General features: G+C 71.7%; 15 protein-coding genes and 1 tRNA gene. 2 read left to right on the top strand and 14 right to left on the bottom strand.

Features of this window, described 5'->3' with window-relative positions; all coding sequences use genetic code 11:
* Nucleotides 1–32 precede the first annotated feature (32 nt).
* The 14 genes from HGK68_RS04900 to HGK68_RS04835 form a co-directional block, all read right to left on the bottom strand.
* Nucleotides 33–1541 (bottom strand): DHA2 family efflux MFS transporter permease subunit, encoded by a 1509-nt coding sequence (locus tag HGK68_RS04900; RefSeq protein ID WP_169164947.1) that lies wholly within the window; start codon nucleotides 1539–1541, stop codon nucleotides 33–35.
* Between the two features lie 36 nt (nucleotides 1542–1577).
* A complete protein-coding gene (locus HGK68_RS04895; RefSeq protein WP_169164946.1) occupies nucleotides 1578–2141 on the bottom strand; it encodes a PadR family transcriptional regulator in 564 nt (187 codons plus the stop codon).
* 189 nt (nucleotides 2142–2330) lie between these two features.
* A tRNA-Ala gene (locus HGK68_RS04890) sits at nucleotides 2331–2403 on the bottom strand.
* Between the two features lie 105 nt (nucleotides 2404–2508).
* Nucleotides 2509–3204 carry a histidine phosphatase family protein gene (locus HGK68_RS04885; RefSeq protein WP_169164945.1) on the bottom strand — a complete coding sequence of 232 codons (696 nt, stop codon included), beginning with the start codon at nucleotides 3202–3204 and terminating at the stop codon, nucleotides 2509–2511.
* Nucleotides 3201–3602, bottom strand: a complete 402-nt coding sequence (gene rsfS, locus HGK68_RS04880; RefSeq protein ID WP_169164944.1) for a ribosome silencing factor — start codon at nucleotides 3600–3602, stop codon at nucleotides 3201–3203. The genes HGK68_RS04885 and rsfS overlap by 4 nt, the downstream gene beginning before the upstream one ends.
* 51 nt (nucleotides 3603–3653) lie before the next feature.
* Nucleotides 3654–3932 (bottom strand): hypothetical protein, encoded by a 279-nt coding sequence (locus tag HGK68_RS04875; RefSeq protein WP_169164943.1) that lies wholly within the window; start codon nucleotides 3930–3932, stop codon nucleotides 3654–3656.
* 1382 nt (nucleotides 3933–5314) lie between these two features.
* On the bottom strand, nucleotides 5315–5917 hold the full coding sequence (nadD, locus tag HGK68_RS04870) for a nicotinate-nucleotide adenylyltransferase (protein ID WP_169164942.1): 603 nt from the start codon (nucleotides 5915–5917) through the stop codon (nucleotides 5315–5317).
* A gap of 20 nt (nucleotides 5918–5937) precedes the next feature.
* The gene (locus HGK68_RS04865; protein ID WP_168631324.1) at nucleotides 5938–6090 is read right to left on the bottom strand and encodes a hypothetical protein; all 153 of its coding nucleotides are present in this window, start codon (nucleotides 6088–6090) and stop codon (nucleotides 5938–5940) included.
* A gap of 49 nt (nucleotides 6091–6139) precedes the next feature.
* Nucleotides 6140–7432 carry a glutamate-5-semialdehyde dehydrogenase gene (locus HGK68_RS04860; protein WP_169164941.1) on the bottom strand — a complete coding sequence of 431 codons (1293 nt, stop codon included), beginning with the start codon at nucleotides 7430–7432 and terminating at the stop codon, nucleotides 6140–6142.
* 43 nt (nucleotides 7433–7475) lie between these two features.
* Entirely contained in the window at nucleotides 7476–8624 is a 1149-nt protein-coding gene (gene proB, locus HGK68_RS04855; RefSeq protein ID WP_169164940.1) for a glutamate 5-kinase, read from the bottom strand.
* A gap of 51 nt (nucleotides 8625–8675) precedes the next feature.
* Nucleotides 8676–10196 carry a GTPase ObgE gene (gene obgE / locus HGK68_RS04850; protein WP_169164939.1) on the bottom strand — a complete coding sequence of 507 codons (1521 nt, stop codon included), beginning with the start codon at nucleotides 10194–10196 and terminating at the stop codon, nucleotides 8676–8678.
* A 113-nt stretch (nucleotides 10197–10309) separates the two neighbouring features.
* On the bottom strand, nucleotides 10310–10564 hold the full coding sequence (rpmA, locus tag HGK68_RS04845) for a 50S ribosomal protein L27 (protein ID WP_168631315.1): 255 nt from the start codon (nucleotides 10562–10564) through the stop codon (nucleotides 10310–10312).
* A 56-nt stretch (nucleotides 10565–10620) separates the two neighbouring features.
* Nucleotides 10621–10929, bottom strand: a complete 309-nt coding sequence (gene rplU / locus HGK68_RS04840) for a 50S ribosomal protein L21 (RefSeq protein ID WP_206155851.1) — start codon at nucleotides 10927–10929, stop codon at nucleotides 10621–10623.
* Between the two features lie 233 nt (nucleotides 10930–11162).
* On the bottom strand, nucleotides 11163–14807 hold the full coding sequence (locus tag HGK68_RS04835; protein WP_246260589.1) for a ribonuclease E/G: 3645 nt from the start codon (nucleotides 14805–14807) through the stop codon (nucleotides 11163–11165).
* A gap of 440 nt (nucleotides 14808–15247) precedes the next feature.
* Between HGK68_RS04835 and HGK68_RS04830 the strand changes: the two genes are divergently transcribed.
* Nucleotides 15248–16741, top strand: a complete 1494-nt coding sequence (locus tag HGK68_RS04830) for a cytochrome ubiquinol oxidase subunit I (RefSeq protein ID WP_169164937.1) — start codon at nucleotides 15248–15250, stop codon at nucleotides 16739–16741.
* A 15-nt stretch (nucleotides 16742–16756) separates the two neighbouring features.
* Nucleotides 16757–17815, top strand: a complete 1059-nt coding sequence (gene cydB / locus HGK68_RS04825) for a cytochrome d ubiquinol oxidase subunit II (RefSeq protein WP_169164936.1) — start codon at nucleotides 16757–16759, stop codon at nucleotides 17813–17815.

Below are 17815 nucleotides of genomic sequence, written 5' to 3'. Positions count from 1 at the left end.
GGTCGGCTCGGCCGGCTCCGGGGGCGCCGTCATCAGCGTGCCGTCGGCACCGCGGTAGTGCTCTCCGGCTGCGCCGCACCGGCCCACTGGCCGCCACGCTTCGGCGGGGCGAACCAGACCACGATCAGCGCACCGACCACCGCCAGCGCGGCGGGCAGCAGGATCGACTGTGCCATCGCATCGCTGAACCCGGCCTTCAACGCGTCCGGCAGTGCACCGGCGGCCTCGGCGGCACCGGTCTGACCGGCCGCCTCCGCCCCGAAGGCGGCGACCAGCCGGGCCTGGATCAGGGCGGCGATGGCAGCCGACCCGAGCACCGACCCGATCTGGCGCGTGGTGTTGAACACCCCGGACCCGGCACCGGCCAGCTCCCGCGGCAGGTTGCGGGTCGCGGTGGAGGAGATCGGCGACCACAGGCAGGCGTTCGCCACCCCGAGCAGCGCCGACGGCAGCAGCAACCGCGCCCACTGGTCGGCATCCGGGGTCAGCCACAGCGAGTACCAGACCAGCGCGATCGCCTGCATCAGCATCCCGGCCAGGGCGATGTTGCGCGGGTTCCAGCTGTCCACCAGCCGGCCGGTCACCGGCGACAGCAGCAGGGTCATCACGGCCATCGGCACCAGCATCAGCGCCGACCGGGTCGGGGAGAAGCCGAGCACCAGCTGGTAGTAGAAGACCAACGGCAGCGACATCGCGGTCACCGCGAAGCCGAGCGTGCTGATCGCCCCGTTCGCCAGCGCGAAGTTGCGGTCCCGGAACAGCCCCAGCGGCAGCAGCGGCTCACCGCGCATCCGCGACTGGTGCCAGACGAACAGCGCCAGCACGACGACACCCGCGCCGACCACACCCCAGACCGGCAGCCAGCCACCGATCAGGCCCCAGTCGTAGCTCTCGCCCTCCTGGATGCCGAACACCAGCAGGAACATGCCGACCGCGCTCAGGGTCACGCCCACCAGGTCGAACCGGTGCGGGTGCGTCTGGAGGGTCGGCACCAGCCGCCAGGCCAGCACGAAGGCGATGATCCCGACCGGCACGTTGACGAAGAAGATCCACTCCCAGCCCAGACCGTCCACCAGGACGCCGCCCAGGATCGGGCCGACCAGGGTCGCCACCCCGGCGGTCGCACCCCACAGGCTCATCGCCTTGCCGCGCTGGTCCGGCGGGAACATCCGGGTGATCACCGCCATGGTCTGCGGGGTCATCAGGGCCGCGCCCAGACCCTGCACCGCCCGCGCGGCGATCAGCGCACCGATCGACCCGGACAGACCGCAGGCGGCCGAGGCGAGGGTGAACAGGGTCAGCCCGGCCAGGTACACCGGCTTGGGACCGAAGCGGTCACCCAGCCGCCCGGTGACCAGCAGCGGGGCGGCGTAGGTCAGCAGGTAGGCGCTGGTCACCCAGATCACCGCGTCGATGTCGGTGTGCAGACCGGCCATGATCGCCGGGTTCGCGACCGACACGATCGTGGTGTCGACCAGGATCATGAAGAAGCCCACGACCAATGCCCAGAGGGCAGGCCAGGGACGCACTGTGGCAGACATAGCGTTTCCTTCGAGGAGTGGGGGTTTGAGGAGGATTCACCAGGCGATGTCGCCGGAGGTGATCCTGTCGATGACGGTCGCGATCCAGCGCGACTCCGTCTCATAGATGGCGATCTGGTAGGTCCACTCGATCCAGTACCGGTCGGGCAGCTGTTTGGCGACCACCTGGTCCACGCCGGACCGCAGCTCGGCGATCTCCTGTTCCAGCCGGTCGACCCGGTCACGTAGCAGCTCGAGCACCGTCTCCTTCGGCACGTGGTGCGCCTGGGAGATCGCCGCGGGCAGCACCGGGAACTCGTTCACCGGCCCGGCGATCATCGACTGGATGGACAGCGAGAGCGCCTGGTGCCCGGCGTCGGTGATCCCGTAGACCGTGCGCTCGGGGCGATTGCCGTCCCGGTCCACCTCCACTACCTGGATCAGATCGTCCCGGAGCAGGCGGTTGATCGAGTTGTAGACCGAGCTGGCCCGCATCTTGACCACCTTCTCGGTGCCGCGCTGGAGCAGCACCCGATGCAGCTCGTAGGGATGCGTCGGGCCCTCCACCAACAGCGCCAGCGTCGCCACATCCAGTGGTGTCAGCCGGGGTCCGTGCGGCATGCGGTCCTCCCTGGAACGAGTCGCCCGGCACCCCGGTGGAGTAGCCAAGCTTGAGTAGTCAACGTGGACTATAGGCCGCTACGTCGTTCGACGCCAGAGGAAAGCTGTACCGAACACGGATCGGTGGGGTGACATGCGGAAGGGGCCCGTTCCGATGACTCGGAACGGGCCCCTTCTCGATCTTTCCGGTGGAGCTGAGGGGACTCGAACCCCTGACCCCCTGCATGCCATGCAGGTGCGCTACCAGCTGCGCCACAGCCCCATGAGGCTGGATCCCGAAGGATTTTCCCTCATCACCCGCCGTGCGGGCGAGTACGACTATAGGCGATCCACGAGCCGAAACACCAATCGGCTCCGGTGACCCGCCTCACGCCGGATCGCGGACCTCGTCGTCGAGCGTCTCGACCTCGGTGTCCGGTCCGGCATTCCAGTCCGACGACGCCCACACCGGACCGAAGTTCAGCACCTGCACGGTCCACGCCGGCTCGGCGTCACCACGGGTCGGCACCACCTCGGCCCAGTGCGCGTTCGACATCCCGGACAGCCCACGCCATTCGGCGGGCAGCCCGAGCAGCCCGGTCAGCCCGGCACCGATCGCCGCACCGTGCGACACCAGCACCAGCACGTCCTCGCGACCCAAGTCCGCGGCGTGCTCCTGCACCGCCTCGACCATCCGGCGCTGGACCACGGCACGCGACTCGGCGCCGATGCCCTCCGGCTGCCCACCGGCTCGCCAGATCCGCTGCTCCTCCGGCCAGCCCGCGGCGATCTGGTCGCCGGTCATGCCCTCCCAGATCCCGAACGACCGCTCGCGCAGCCGCTGGTCCGTGGAGACCGGCACCCCGGTCACGTCGCCCAGCGCCCGCGCCGTGGCATGTGCTCGGCCCAGGTCCGAGCTGACGATCCGGGCCGGGCGGTGCTGGGCCGCCAGCGCCTGCGCCGCCGTCCGCACCTGCCACTCGCCGACCTCGTCCAGCGGGATGTCCGACTGGCCCTGCAACCGGGCGGTGGCGTTCCAGGCGGTACGTCCGTGCCGCCAGAGCACGACCCGCCCGGCGGTCACTCCCCTGCCTCGTCGGTGGTGGTGCCCTCGCCGGAGCGGATGTCCTCGGGCAGCTCGATCACCGGGCAGTCCTTCCACAGCCGCTCCAGGGCGTAGAACACCCGGTCCTCGGCGTGCTGGACGTGCACCACGATCTCGCCGAAGTCGAGGAGCACCCAGCGGCCCTCGGACCGGCCCTCGCGGCGCAGCGGCTTGGCGCCCTGCTTGTGCAGCGCCTCCTCCACCGCGTCCACGATGGCGTTCACCTGGCGCTCGTTGGAACCGGAGGCGATCAGGAAGGAGTCGGTGAGCACCAGCTGCTCACTGACGTCCAGCGCGATGATCTCCTCGGCCTTCAGCTCGGCTGCGGCGCGGGCGGCCGCGATGGTCAGGTCGATCGCGCGGTCGGATGCCGACACGGGTCTCCTCGGGGTAGGACGCCAGGACGGCGTCGGTGCAACAGGTCGGGGTCAGAGCGGGGTGGGTGGCAGCCACGAGGTGGCCAGCGCCACCGTCGGGGTGATGTCACCCGTCGCACCGGTGGCGGTCTTCGCCACCAGCACGATCAGGAAGCCGAGCACGAAGAACACCACGATCAGGATGATCCACTGCAACCAGGTGAAGGGCAGCGGGCGACGGATCCGCTCCGGCAGCTCATCGGCGGCGCCGCCGGACACCGCCATCGCCTCCACCACCGGGATGCTCCCGGTCTCGGCGGACTCCTGCGCCGGACCGGGCGGCGGGGCCATCGCCTTCAGCAGCGAGCGCCAGTCGGGGGTCTCGGCATCGTCGGCGGCGGGGTCGCTCCCGGTCGTGGCGGCACCGGTCGCAGGGGCGCCGGTCGCAGGGGCGCCGGTCGCAATGGCACCGGCCGCAGTGGCACCGGTCGCCAGGGCCGCGCCCGAAGCGGAGCGGGTGTCAGTCCCCTGTGTGCCCGCGCCGGTGGCACCCGGCGTCCGCGTGGCGAGACCGGGCGCACTCCCCCGGGACGAGTCGGCGTCGCTCGGCGTCGTCCCGGCCGGGGTCCACGCCCGCGCGCCCGTCCCGGCACCGCCCACGGCGGCGGCAGGACCAGTGGCGGCAGGACCAGCACCAGCAGGCCGCACGCCCCGCGTTCCGAGCGGCGCCGTCCCGGGGCGCGACACCCCGGCGTCCGTCCCCGAGGAGGCCGTCCCGGTGGTCGCCTCCTGGGCCGCCGCGCCACCTGCACCGGCAAGCCCGGTCGGCGCCCACCCGGCACCCCGCGCCGGGGCACCCGACGGCTCGCCCGTCGACCCGCCGACTGCCCGCGCGGCGTCGCCACCGCGCCCGGTGGCACCAGCAGCGGGCTGACCGGGTCGCGCTCCGGGGGTACCCGGTGCGGCCTCGGCCGCGGCTCCGGCACCCGCGACACCAGCGGCCCGAACCGGACCGGCGTTCCCGGGGGCACCGGTCTGCCCGGCCGCAGCGGTCCGTCCGGCCGCGCTGATGCTCCCTGCGCCGGAAGAGGTCACGCCGGGAGACATCGCACCCGGAGACGTCGCACCCGGGGACGTCACGCCGGGAGGGGTCGCGCCCGGGGAAACCACACGGGGCGACGTCGCACCCGTCGGTCCACCCGACGCCGCACCCACCCCGGGGCCACCGACATCGGTCGACCGGATCGACCGTCGCGTCCGCGCCGGGGCGTCGCTGCGCATCCCGGGTACCTGGTACGGGGCGCTGCCCTGCTCGGCAGCGGTCCGGCCGTCCGGCCCCAGCGCCGCCACCGGGCCACCCCGCAGCGCCCGCCGTGAGGTCGCGGCAGCACCGGTCCTCGAAGCAGGAGCCCCCGCCGCACCCGAAGCCCCAGCCGATCCCGGCGCAGCACCTGCCGTGCCAGCCCCGACCGACCCCGACGCAGCACCTGCCGCGCCAGCCCGGGCCGATCCCGGCGCCATACCTGCCGTGCGAGCCCCAGCCGCGCCCCACTTAGCACCGGCACCGGCAGCACCGCCAGCGCCGCCAGCACCCGACCCCGCACCGTCCGCGCCACCGCCGCCGCGACCCTCCGCGGGTCCGTCGTCGGTGCCGCTCGCGCCACCCTGGGCGGCCAGCCGGGCCGCCTCGAGTTCGCGCAGCTGCCGCCGGGTCAGCGGGGTGCCGGGTGTGCTCATGACTGATGACCTTCGTACAGGTGGTGTTTCGCGATGTACTGGACCACGCCGTCCGGCACCAGGTACCAGACCGGTCGGCCCTCCTGGGCGCGGGCCCGCACATCCGTGGACGAGATCGCCAGCGCGGGGATCTCCCACTGGCTGACCCGATGGGTGGGCAGTCCGTCCAGGATCAGTTGGTGTCCCGGTCGGGTGACCGCGACGAACTGGGCCAGGTCGAAGAGCTCCGCCGAGTCCTTCCAGGTGAGGATCTGGGTGATGGCGTCCGCGCCGGTGATGAAGTACAGATCAGCGTCGGGCCGTTCCGCCGCGAGGTCACGCAGAGTGTCCACGGTGTAGGTCAGGCCCGGTCGGTCGATGTCCACCCGGCTGACGGTGAACCTCGGGTTGGATGCCGTGGCGATCACGGTCATCAGGTAGCGGTGCTCGGCCGGCGTGACGTCGACGTCCTGCTTGAACGACGGTGCCCCGGTGGGGACGAAGACCACCTCGTCCAGGTCGAACCGGGCTGCCACCTCACTGGCGGCTACCAGGTGACCGTGGTGGATGGGGTCGAAGGTGCCACCCATCACGCCCAGTCGGGTCCGTCGTCGCGTCATGCCGTCGCCCTCGCCCCCGCTTAGTGGCGGGTGCCGACGCTCCGGAACGCGTAGGTGACGAGCAGCAGTGCGATCAGTGCACCGAAGCCGGCCAGCCCGAACACGGCGGGCGGGAAGGGCAGCTCGTTCCCGTGCTCGGCAGCAGCCTCAGCGGCGCGCAGCACAGTGTTCACAGGTCCTCCTGGGGATGGTCGTCGGGATGGTCCAGTGTCGCACGTTCGGTCAGGGTCGGATGTGCCCGTCGCCGTGCACGATCCACTTGGTGGTGGTCAGCTCGGCCAGCCCCATCGGGCCACGGGCGTGCAGCTTCTGGGTGGAGATCCCGATCTCGGCGCCGAGCCCGAACTCTCCCCCGTCGGTGAACCGGGTGGCGGCGTTCACCATGATGGCGGCCGAGTCCAGCTCGGCGACGAACCGCTCGGAGGACGCCAGGTCCCGGGTGACGATGGCCTCGGTGTGCCCGGAGGTCCAGCGCCGGATGTGCTCGATCGCCGCGTCCAGGTCGTCGACCACCCGCACCGCGATGTCCAGCGACAGGTACTCGGTCGCCCAGTCCTCGTCGGTGGCCGGGACCACGGTCACCTCGGCCGGTGCCAGGGCGGCGGTCGCGTCGTCGGCGTGCACGGTGACCCCGGCCGCATCCAGCGCCGCGAGCGCTGACGGCAGGAACTCGGCGGCGGCGTCCCGGTGCACCAGCAGCGTCTCGGCGGCGTTGCACACCCCGACCCGCTGGGTCTTGGAGTTGAGCAGGATCGGCAGCGCCATCGCCGGGTCGGCGGAGGCGTCGACGTACACGTGGCAGTTGCCCACCCCGGTCTCGATCACCGGCACTGTCGCCTCACGGACGACCGTCTGGATCAGGTCGGCACCACCGCGCGGGACCAGCACGTCCACCAGCCCCCGAGCGTGCATCAGGGCGACCCCGCCCGGACGTCCCCACGCGTCGATGGACTGCACCAGATCGGCGGGCAGCTCGCAAGCGGTCAGCGCCTCGCGCAGCACGTCCACGATCACCTCGTTGGACCGGGCGGCGGCGGAACCACCGCGCAGGATCACGGCGTTGCCACTCTTCAGCGCGAGGCCGGCGGCGTCCACGGTCACGTTCGGCCGCGCCTCGTAGATCATCCCGACCACGCCCATCGGTACCCGGACCTGCCGCAGCCGCAGACCGTTCGGCAGCGTCGATCCGCGCACCACCTCGCCGACCGGGTCGGGCAGCGCCGCCAGGTCGCGCAGGGCGGCGGCGATCGCACCGATCCGCTCCGGGGTCAGCGCGAGCCGGTCCAGCAATCCGGCGGACGTGCCGTTGGCCCGTCCGCGTTCCAGGTCCTCGGCATTGGCGGCCACGATCCGCGCCGACTGGGCGACCAGGGCGTCGGCCAGCGCGTGCAGGGCGGCGTCCTTGGTTCCTCGGGTGGCGACGGCCAGCGCACGGGAGGCGTCCTTGGCACGGCGGGCCACGGCGAGCACCTGCTCGCTCACCTCGGCGGCCGGACGGGCGGCAGTGGTGGTCATCCACCCAGCCTAGTCCGGGGCGTCGACGACGACGAGCGCCGTCTCAGCGACGTCGGCGCACCAGCACCAGGTCGTCACGGTGCACCAGCTCGCGGTCGTAGCCCTTGCCGAGCTCGGCCCGCAACTCGGAGGTGGAGTGGCCGAGCAGGTCGGGCACCTCCTCCGCCGAGTAGGCGACGAGTCCGCGCGCGATCACCGTCCCGGCGGTGTCCACCAGCTCGACCGGGTCGCCGGCGTGGAAGTCGCCCTCGGCGGAGGTGACCCCGGCGGGCAGCAGCGACTTCCCGCGTTCGACCACGGCCGTGACGGCGCCGTCGTCCAGCACCAGGCGACCCCGGGTGCGGGCCGCGTAGGCGAGCCACAGCAGGCGGGTGGAGGTGCGGCGACCGGTGGCGGCGAACCAGGTGCCGACGTCCTCGCCGGCCAGCGCTCCGGCGACCTGCGCCGCCGAGGTCAGCACCACCGGGATGCCGGAGGCCGTCGCGATGGCCACCGACTCCAGCTTGGTGACCATGCCGCCAGTGCCGACCCCGCTGCCTTTGGCGGTGACGTCGATCCCGTCCAGGTCCTTCGGTCCGCGCACCTCGGTGATCCGCCGCGACCCGGGGTGGCTCGGCGGGCCGGTGTAGAGCCCGTCGACGTCGGTCAGCAGGGTCATCGCGTCGGCGTGCACCAGGTGCGACACCAGCGCGGCCAGCCGGTCGTTGTCGCCGAACCGGATCTCGTCGGTGGCGACCGTGTCGTTCTCGTTGATGATCGGCACGATGCCGAGGTCGAGCAGCCGGTCCAGCGCGCGCTGCGCGTTCCGGTACTGGCCGCGCCGCATCGTGTCGTCCGCGGTGAGCAGCACCTGCCCCACCCGCAGCCCATGGTCGGCGAAGGCCCGGGTGTAGTGCGCCACCAGCAGGCCCTGCCCCACCGAGGCGGCCGCCTGCTGGGTCGCCAGGTCGCGTGGGCGCCGCGCCAGACCCAACGGGTCCATCCCGGCGGCGATCGCGCCGGAGGACACCAGCACCACCTGGTGGCCGGAGCTGACCCGGGCCGCGAGCACGTCCACCAGGTCGTGCAGCCGCCGCGGATCCAGCTTGCCGGAGTCGTCGGTCAGCGAGGACGATCCGACCTTCACCACCAGACGGTGGACCTCGGGCAGCAGGCGACGATCGGTCAGGGGTGCGGCACTCACGGGCACCATCCTCCCGCGTCCGGGCGACCGGCCGTCACCGGCATCCGGAACCCGGACAGCTCAGGCCTCGTCCGGGTCCGCCCAGTGCCCGGCCTGACGCTCCTGCCACAGCTCCTCGCGGGCCTCGGTCTTGGCGTCCATCCGGTCCTTGTACTCGCGGCGCTTCTCTCCGCGGGTGGGCCGGCTGTGGTCGTCCAGGCGCATGTCGGTGCCGCGCGGGCCGCCGAGCAGCTCCGAGCCGGTCATCAGCGTCGGCTCCCAGTCGAAGACCACCGCGCGGTCGCCCTCGCCGATCACGACCTCGGCGCCGGCGACGGCACCGGCCTTGAGCAGCTTGTCCTCCACACCCAGCCGCGCGAGCCGGTCGGCCAGGTAGCCCACCGCCTCGTCGTTGGTGAAGTCGGTCTGCCGCACCCAGCGCTCGGGCTTGGCACCGCGGACCTGGAAGAACTCGTGGTCGCCGTCCTGCTGACGGGTCACGGTGAAGCCGCTGGCGTCGACGGCCTTGGGCCGCAGCACGACGCGTGCCGCCTCCGGGGCCGGGGCATCCCGGCGCGCCTGCTCGACCAGCTCGGCCAGCGCGAAGCTCAACGGCCGCAGACCCTCGTGGCTGGCGGTGGAGATCTCGAACACCCGCAGACCGCGGGCCTCCAGCTCGGGCCGTACCATCTCGGCCATGTCCCGGGCGTCCGGCACATCGATCTTGTTCAGCACGATCAGGCGCGGGCGCTCGTTCAGCGGCACCCGGCCGCCCTCGATCTGCAGGTCACCGCTGTACGCGGCGAGCTCCGCCTCGATCACGTCCAGGTCGCGGATCGGGTCCCGGTCGGACTCCAGGGTGGCGCAGTCCAGCACGTGCACGATCACCGCGCAGCGCTCGATGTGCCGCAGGAACTCCAGGCCCAGGCCGCGCCCCTCGCTCGCGCCGGGGATCAGACCCGGCACGTCGGCGACGGTGTAGCGCGCGTCGCCCGCCTGCACCACACCGAGGTTCGGCACCAGGGTGGTGAACGGGTAGTCGGCGATCTTCGGCCGGGCGGCGGACATCGCCGCGACCAGGCTCGACTTGCCGGCACTCGGGTAACCGACCAGCGCCACGTCGGCGATGGTCTTCAGCTCCAGGACCACCTCGGCCGTGTCGCCGGGCTCGCCGAGCAGCGCGAACCCGGGCGCCTTGCGCCGCTGCGAGGCGAGCGCCATGTTGCCCAGGCCACCGTGACCGCCCTCGGCGATCGTGTAGGTCGCCCCGACGCCCACCAGGTCGGCCAGCACCTCGCCGTCGAGGCTCTTGACCACGGTGCCGTCCGGCACCGGCAGGATCAGGTCGGCACCGGTCGAGCCGGCGCGGTAGTCGCCCATGCCCTGCGTACCGGAGGGGGCGTGCCGGTGCGGCGAGTGATGGTAGTCCAGCAGCGTGGTGACCTGCGGGTCGACCACCAGGATCACCGAGCCGCCGTTGCCGCCGTTGCCGCCGTCGGGACCCGCCAGCGGCTTGAACTTCTCCCGGCGGATCGAGGCACAGCCGTGGCCGCCGTCTCCGCCACTGGCGTGCAGCACCACCCGATCGACGAAGGCGGCCATGGTTCACTCCTCTACTCCCGGGAGAAGTCCCCGGGACCTGCTGGATACTGCCGAAACATGGCGAAGGGGCGCACCGCCGACGCGGTACGCCCCTTCGACCAGAGAAACTGAGGTCAGTCGGCCGTCACGACGTCGATGACCTTGCGACCGCGGCGGGTGCCGAACTGCACCGCACCCGGGGCCAGGGCGAACAGGGTGTCGTCCCCGCCACGACCGACGTTCACGCCGGGGTGGAAGTGGGTGCCACGCTGCCGCACGATGATCTCACCGGCGCCGACGACCTGGCCGCCGAAGCGCTTGACGCCCAGACGCTGAGCGTTCGAGTCACGACCGTTGCGCGAGGAGCTCGCGCCCTTCTTGTGTGCCATCTCAAGGCCTGCTTTCTAGATCCGATTTATCACGACGCGGGCGAACCCGCGGCAGGTCACTTGATGCCGGTGACCTTGAGACGGGTCAGCGCCTGGCGGTGACCCTGGCGACGGCGGTAGCCGGTCTTGTTCTTGTAGCGCAGGATGTCGATCTTCGGGCCACGCTCGTCCCGGACGACCTCCGCGCTCACGGTGATCTTGGCCAGCGCCGCTGCGTCCGAGGTCACCTTCTCCCCGTCGACGAGCAGCAGCGCAGGCAGCTCGACGGTGTCGCCGGCACCGGCCGCGAGGCGGTCGACCACGACGATGTCGCCAACGGCGACCTTCTCCTGACGGCCGCCGGCCTTCACGATCGCGTACACCACGTTGCTGCTCATCTCTGCTCGTCGAACTACAGGTTCAAGGGCGTGTGCCGCAGCCTGTCGGTCCCACACGCGCCAAGGGCGGCGGATCGGGAAGTCAACGGCTTCACACACGAACGGCGCTCTCCGACCTGCCCCACCTGATGGTGAGGCACGCGCCAGAGCGCACCGACGTTCAAGGATACGCGGGCCGCTCGGCAGGGGTCAAACCGCCGCGGGGCCCGCGTACCCGTCGATCACTCTTCGTGCTGCTCCGGGGCCTGGGCGAGCTCCGCCAGATCGTTCTCCGGCATCGGCTCACCGTCCTCGAAGACGCTCGGGTCGACCGGATTCAGGGCCAGGCCCGGCTCCGGCTCGGCCTGCGCGCTCTCGGCACCGTTCAGCTCGCCCAGCGCCGCGAACACGTCCAGGTACGGACGCTCACCGTCGGCCACCTCCACCGCGGACTCGGTGACCGTCTCGGCCACGGCCTCGGTCACCACCGCGGTGCCCTCGGACTCCTCGTCGTGCTGGTGGGCGTGCGCCGCGGCCGCCGCGATCGTGGCCAGGGTCGCGTTCACCTGCTCGCGTGCCTCGGGCAGCACCGGCACGGCGGACTCCTTCTCCGCCGCCGCCTGGGCCGAGGCCGCCGCACCGGACCCGCGCTTGCGACGCGACCGCTTGGACTCGCCCTCGGCCGTCGGAGCCTTGTCCTTCTCCGGTGCCGGGTGCTGGTGCTGACCGCAGCCGTTCTTCTCCACCGGCTCGGTGTGCACGATGAAGCCGCGGCCGTGGCAGTGCTCACAGGTCTCGGAGAACGCCTCGACCAGACCCTGGCCCACCCGCTTGCGGGTCATCTGGACCAGGCCCAGCGAGGTGACCTCGGCCACCTGGTGCTTGGTGCGGTCCCGGCCCAGGCACTCGACCAGGCGGCGCAGCACCAGGTCGCGGTTGGACTCCAGCACCATGTCGATGAAGTCGATCACGATGATGCCGCCGATGTCCCGGAGCCGGAGCTGGCGGACGATCTCCTCCGCCGCCTCCAGGTTGTTCCGGGTGACGGTCTCCTCCAGGGTGCCGCCCGCGCCGGTGAACTTGCCGGTGTTGACGTCGACGACGGTCATCGCCTCGGTGCGGTCGATCACCAGCGAGCCACCCGAGGGCAGCCACACCTTGCGATCCATCCCCTTGGCGAGCTGCTCGTCCACCCGGTGGTCGTGGAACACGTCCCCGGTGCCGGTGTACTTGCTCATCTTCTCGACCAGGTCGGGCGCCAGCTCCCCGATGTAACCGGAGATCGTCGCCCATGCCTCGTCGCCCTGCACGACCAGCGAGCTGAAGTCGTCGTTGAAGATGTCGCGCACGACGCGGATCGCCATGTCCGGCTCACCCTGCAGCAGGGACGGCGCGGAGGCGGTCTTCGCCTTCTTCTCGATCGCCTCCCACTGCGCCTGCAGCCGGACGACGTCGGCGCGCAGCTCCTCCTCCGAGGCGCCCTCGGCGGCGGTGCGCACGATCACGCCGGCGGAGTCCGGCACGACCTCGCGCAGGATCTTCTTCAGACGGCTGCGCTCGGTGTCGGGCAGCTTGCGGCTGATCCCGGTCATGCCGCCACCGGGCACGTAGACCAGGTAGCGACCGGCCAGCGTGATCTGCGAGGTCAGGCGGGCACCCTTGTGCCCGATCGGGTCCTTGGTGACCTGCACCAGCACCGAGTCGCCGGACTTGAGCGCCTGCTCGATCCGACGGGTGGTCTTGCCGCCCTCGACCCCGGCGGCGTCCCAGTTGACCTCACCGGCGTACAGCACGGCGTTGCGACCGCGGCCGACGTCGATGAACGCGGCCTCCATGCTCGGCAGCACGTTCTGCACCCGGCCGAGGTAGACGTTCCCGGCCATCGACGCCTGCTCCTGCTTGGAGACGTAGTGCTCGACCAGCACCCCGTCCTCCAGCACCGCGATCTGCGTCCGGCCACCCTGCTCGCGCACGATCATGCTGCGCTCGACCGACTCGCGGCGGGCCAGGAACTCGGCCTCGGTGATGATCTGGCGACGACGACCGGCGTCCCGGCCCTCCCGGCGGCGCTGACGCTTGGCCTCCAGGCGGGTGGACCCGCGCAGAGCGGTCACCTCGTCCCGGCTGCTGCTCTTGGTCGCGGTCTCGCCCTCACCCGAGCGGGACGACCGCCGACGGCGACGGCGACGACGGCTGCTGCTGCCGCCCTCATCCTCGGAGTCGGACTCGGTGTCGGTGTCGTCAGCCGACTCGTCATCGGTGGAACCGGCGGCGTCGTCATCGGCGTTCTCGGCGGAGTCGTCGCCGTCCTTGCTGCGCGAGCGACGGCCACGGCCACCCCGGCGGCGGCGACGGCGCGGCGACCCCTCGGAGTCCTCCGTGTCCTCGCCCTCGGTGCGCTCGTCGGTCTGGTCCTCGGCGGACTCGTCGACGGCCTCGACCGCCGCGTCGTCCTCGACCTCGTCGGCGGGCCGCTCGTCGGTGGTCTGCTCGTCGGTGGTCTGGGACTCGCTGGACTGACCGCCGCGCTTGCGACCGCCACGGCGACCACGGCCACGGCGGTTGCCGCCGGTCGAGCCGGTGGACTCGGTCTGCTCGTCGGTCGTCCGGGCGTCGGCGTCCTGCTCGGTCGACTCGGCCGGTGCGTTCAGCTGCTCGGCGTGCGCGGCGGCGGCGATCTCTTCCGGGGAACCGGCGGGTGCGGAGGCCCGGCGGCGGCGACGCGGCGTCGCCTCCGGGGCCTGGAACAGCAGCGCGGTGGTGGCCAGGCGACCGCCACTGGGCTTCTGCGGCTCGGGGGTCACACCGGAGAACGCGGCGAGCACGTCCAGCGGGGCGTCGGTCGACGCGGCGGCGACCTCGGCGGACTCCTCCTCGGTGGACTCCTCGTCCAGCTCGGCGTCCTCCGGGTCGACGACCGACTGACCGGGGGCCGTCTGCTGCTCGACGGCGGGCACCGCCCGCGCGGCGTCGGCGGCCTCGGACGTCGCCGATGCGGAGTCGGCAGCGGCGGTCGGGCGGGTCGCACGGCGGGATCGGGTGCGGCGGGCCGGGGCGGCGGGAGTCTCGGCAGAGGCCTCGGCGGCCGAGGTCTCGGACCCGGTGGACTGGGCTGCGGTGGACTCGGCGGAGGTCGGCTCGACCGGAGTGGACTCGGCGCCGGTGGAGCGGGCGCTGGTCGACCCGGCACCGGTCGAGTCCGTCGCGGGGGTGTCGGCGTCGGTCGGCGCGGCGGCCTTGCGGGTCGCACGACGGCGCTTGGGTGCGGCAGCCGGGGCCTCGGCAGCGGTGGTCGAGGCAGCGGTGGTCGAGGCAGCGGCGTCGGCGTCGGACGCAGCAGCATCGGAGGGGGCGGCGGGCTCGGCGGCAATGTCGCTCTCCACCGGCTTCTTGCGGCTACGGGTGGCGCGCTTCTTCGGCGCGGCGGCGTCGGCGACCGGCGCCTCGGCGGCGGGAGTGGCCTCGGCGGGAGCGGCCTCGGCGACAGCGGCCTCGGCGGTCGACGGGTCGGCGACCGGCGCCACGGCCTTCTTCCGGCTCCGGGTGGCCTTCTTCACCGGCGCGGCGTCGGCCGGGGCGTCGGGGGTCGCGGCAGTGGCCGCGTCGGTGGTCGAGGCGGTCCCGGCGTCGGACGTCGTGGTCACCTTGCGGGTGCGCCGGCGGGGTGCCGAGGCGGGCGTCTCAGCGGCGACCTCGGGGGCCGCGGTGCCCGCGGTCGGCTCCACGGCCGGGGTCGTGGACTCGGCGACCGGTGCCGCGTCGTTGGCGGGCGCCGCCCCGGTGGTGGTCACCGCACGGGTGGCGCGACGGGGGCGCTTGGCGGCGGGCTTCGACGCTGCGGGCGCCTCGGTGCTGCTCTCGCCGTTCGGGAGGTTCTCGGATGTCACAGTGCGTGTGCTCCTGGGTGCCACGGGTACCCCGGCCACACATCCGGTGCCCCCGTGGGCGGTTCGGTCGTCATCCGCGTCTCCGCGCTGACGGAAGTCGATGTCGGTCGCCCGCCCCGTGCGCTCGGCGCCATCGCCTGCCCTCACCCCGCGGTCATCTCGACGCGGGCGGTCGGGCGGCGGCTGGCGTACTCGGCGCGCCGGTCAGGCGTACTCGTCGTCCAGCGCAGGCTGTGTGAGGTCCTGCTGCCGGAGCGAGTATCGCACAGTGCCCTAGATCACGCGTGTGCGACACGTCACGACTTGCCGACACGGTGTCATCTCGGGGGACCTACGTCCTATGCTTGTGAACGAAGGCGCAATACCTTCCATGGTGGGTCGAACCCCCGGACTTTCGACCCTCCCCATCCCCTCAGCACCCCCTCGGACGGAGCCCCAGAGTGGACGCCCTCGACCTGGCACGCTGGCAGTTCGGTGTCACCACCGTCTACCACTTCATCTTCGTGCCGCTGACCATCGGGCTCGCCCCCCTGGTCGCGATCATGCAGACCATCTGGGTGCGGACCCAGAACGAGAACTGGCTCAAGCTGACCAAGTTCTTCGGCAAGCTGATGCTGATCAACTTCGCGATCGGCGTCGCCACCGGCATCGTCCAGGAGTTCCAGTTCGGCATGAACTGGTCCGAGTACTCCCGCTTCGTCGGTGACGTCTTCGGCGCTCCCCTGGCGATGGAAGCCCTGGCGGCGTTCTTCGTCGAGTCGACCTTCCTCGGACTGTGGATCTTCGGCTGGGACAAGCTGCCCAAGAAGATCCACCTGGCCTGCATCTGGGCCGTGGCGCTGGCCACCAACCTGTCGGCCTTCTTCATCCTGGCCGCGAACTCCTGGATGCAGCACCCGGTGGGCACCGAGTTCAACCTGGAGACCGGCCGCGCCGAGATGACCGACATCGGGGCGGTGCTGACCAACAACACCCTGATGGCCGCCTTCCCGCACACCATCACCGCCGCCTTCCTGACCGCCGGCACCTTCGTCGCCGGGATCGCCGCGTGGTGGATGGTGCGCCTGGTCCGCAAGGGCCAGGAGGCGAAGGCCCGCGAGGTCTACCGCCCCGCCGTGCAGCTCGGCGTCATCACCATGCTGATCGCCGGTGTCGGACTGGGCATCTCCGGGCACGCCCAGGGCCAGCTGATGTTCGAGCAGCAGCCGACCAAGATGGCCGCCGCCGAGGCACTGTGCACCACCACCGACGGCGCGTCGTTCTCCCTGCTGGCGATCGGCGACCTGACCAACAACTGCGAGGGCGTGACCCACTACATCGAGATCCCGGGTCTGCTGTCCTTCCTCGCGAACAACGACTTCTCCTCCGAGCTGCGTGGCGTCGAGGACCTGCAGGCCGAGTACACCGCCCGCTACGGCGACGGCAGCACCGACGTCAACTACATCCCGGACCTGACCATCACCTACTGGTCGTTCCGTCTGATGATCGGCTTCGCCCTCGGTTCGGCGGCGCTGGCCCTGACCGCGATGTGGCTCACCCGCAACGGCCGGGTCTCCGGCAACACGTGGCTGGCCCGGATCGGCATCTGGGCGATCCCGACGCCGTTCCTCGCCTCGGCCTTCGGCTGGATCTTCACCGAGATGGGCCGTCAGCCCTGGGTGGTCGCCCCGAACCCGAGCGGCATCGACGAGATCCGGCTGCTCACCATGCGCGGCGTCTCCGAGGTGGTCTCCCCCACCGAGGTGGTCATCTCCCTGGTCGTCTTCACCCTGCTGTACGGCGTGCTCGCGGTGGCCTGGTTCCGCCTGATGAAGCGCTACGCGGTCGAGGGCGTCGCCGACAAGGAGAAGGACGTCTCGCCGGACAACCCGGACAACAAGCCCGACCCGAACGACCCCGCCTCGGCCGACCGGCCGCTGTCGTTCGCCTACTGAGACCGGAGTACCGACATGGACCTCTCGATCCTGTGGTTCGTGCTGATCGCAGTCCTGTGGACGGGTTACCTCGTCCTGGAGGGCTTCGACTTCGGCGTGGGCATGTTGCTGCCGTTCCTCGGCAAAGACGACAAGAACCGTCGCGTGATGATCAACACCATCGGCCCGGTGTGGGACGGCAACGAGGTGTGGCTGCTCACCGCCGGTGGTGCCACCTTCGCGGCCTTCCCGGAGTGGTACGCCACGATGTTCTCCGGCTTCTACCTGGCCCTGCTGCTGATCCTGGCGGCGCTGATCGTCCGAGTGGTCGCCTTCGAGTGGCGCGGGAAGATCAACTCCGACACCTGGCGCGCGTGGGTGGACCGGGCGATCGTCTTCGGCTCCTACGCCCCGGCGATCCTGTGGGGCGTGGCCTTCGCGAACCTGGTGCGCGGCGTCGAGCTGGACGCGAACCACCAGTACGTCGGCGGGTTCTTCGCCCTGCTCAACCCCTTCGCCCTGCTCGGCGGTGCGACGACCGCCCTGCTGTTCGTCACGCACGGCGCGATCTTCCTGGCACTGAAGACCTCCGGTGAGATCCACGAGAAGGCGGGCAAGGTCGCGTCCTCGCTCTCCGTCGTCACCCTGGTGGTCGCCGCCGCCTGGGCGATCTGGGCGCAGCTGGCCTTCTCGGTCGCCTGGACCTGGGCCGCCGTCGTGGTCGCCGCCCTGGGCCTGGTCGCGGTGGTGGTCACCACCCGGATGCGGCGCGAGGGCTGGGCGTTCATCGCCTCCGCCGTCGTGATCGTGGCGGCCGTGGTGCTGATCTTCGGGTCGATGTACCCGGACGTGATGCCCGCGCTGGACCCGGCGAACTCGCTCACCATCGCCGAGGCGTCCTCCACCCCGTACACCCTCACCGTGATGACCTGGGTCGCCGGGTTCCTCACCCCGCTGGTGCTGCTCTACCAGGGCTGGACCTACTGGGTGTTCCGCAAGCGGATCTCCGCCGAGCACATCCCGGAGCACACCGGCCTGACCTTCGCGCAGGTCACCGCGCGCAAGGACGAGCCGTCCGCCACCGCTCAGGTCTGA

It is taken from the genome of Cellulomonas taurus, assembly GCF_012931845.1.
GTDB classification, from domain to species: domain Bacteria; phylum Actinomycetota; class Actinomycetes; order Actinomycetales; family Cellulomonadaceae; genus Cellulomonas; species Cellulomonas taurus.
This window is presented reverse-complemented; position numbering and strand designations above follow the sequence as displayed.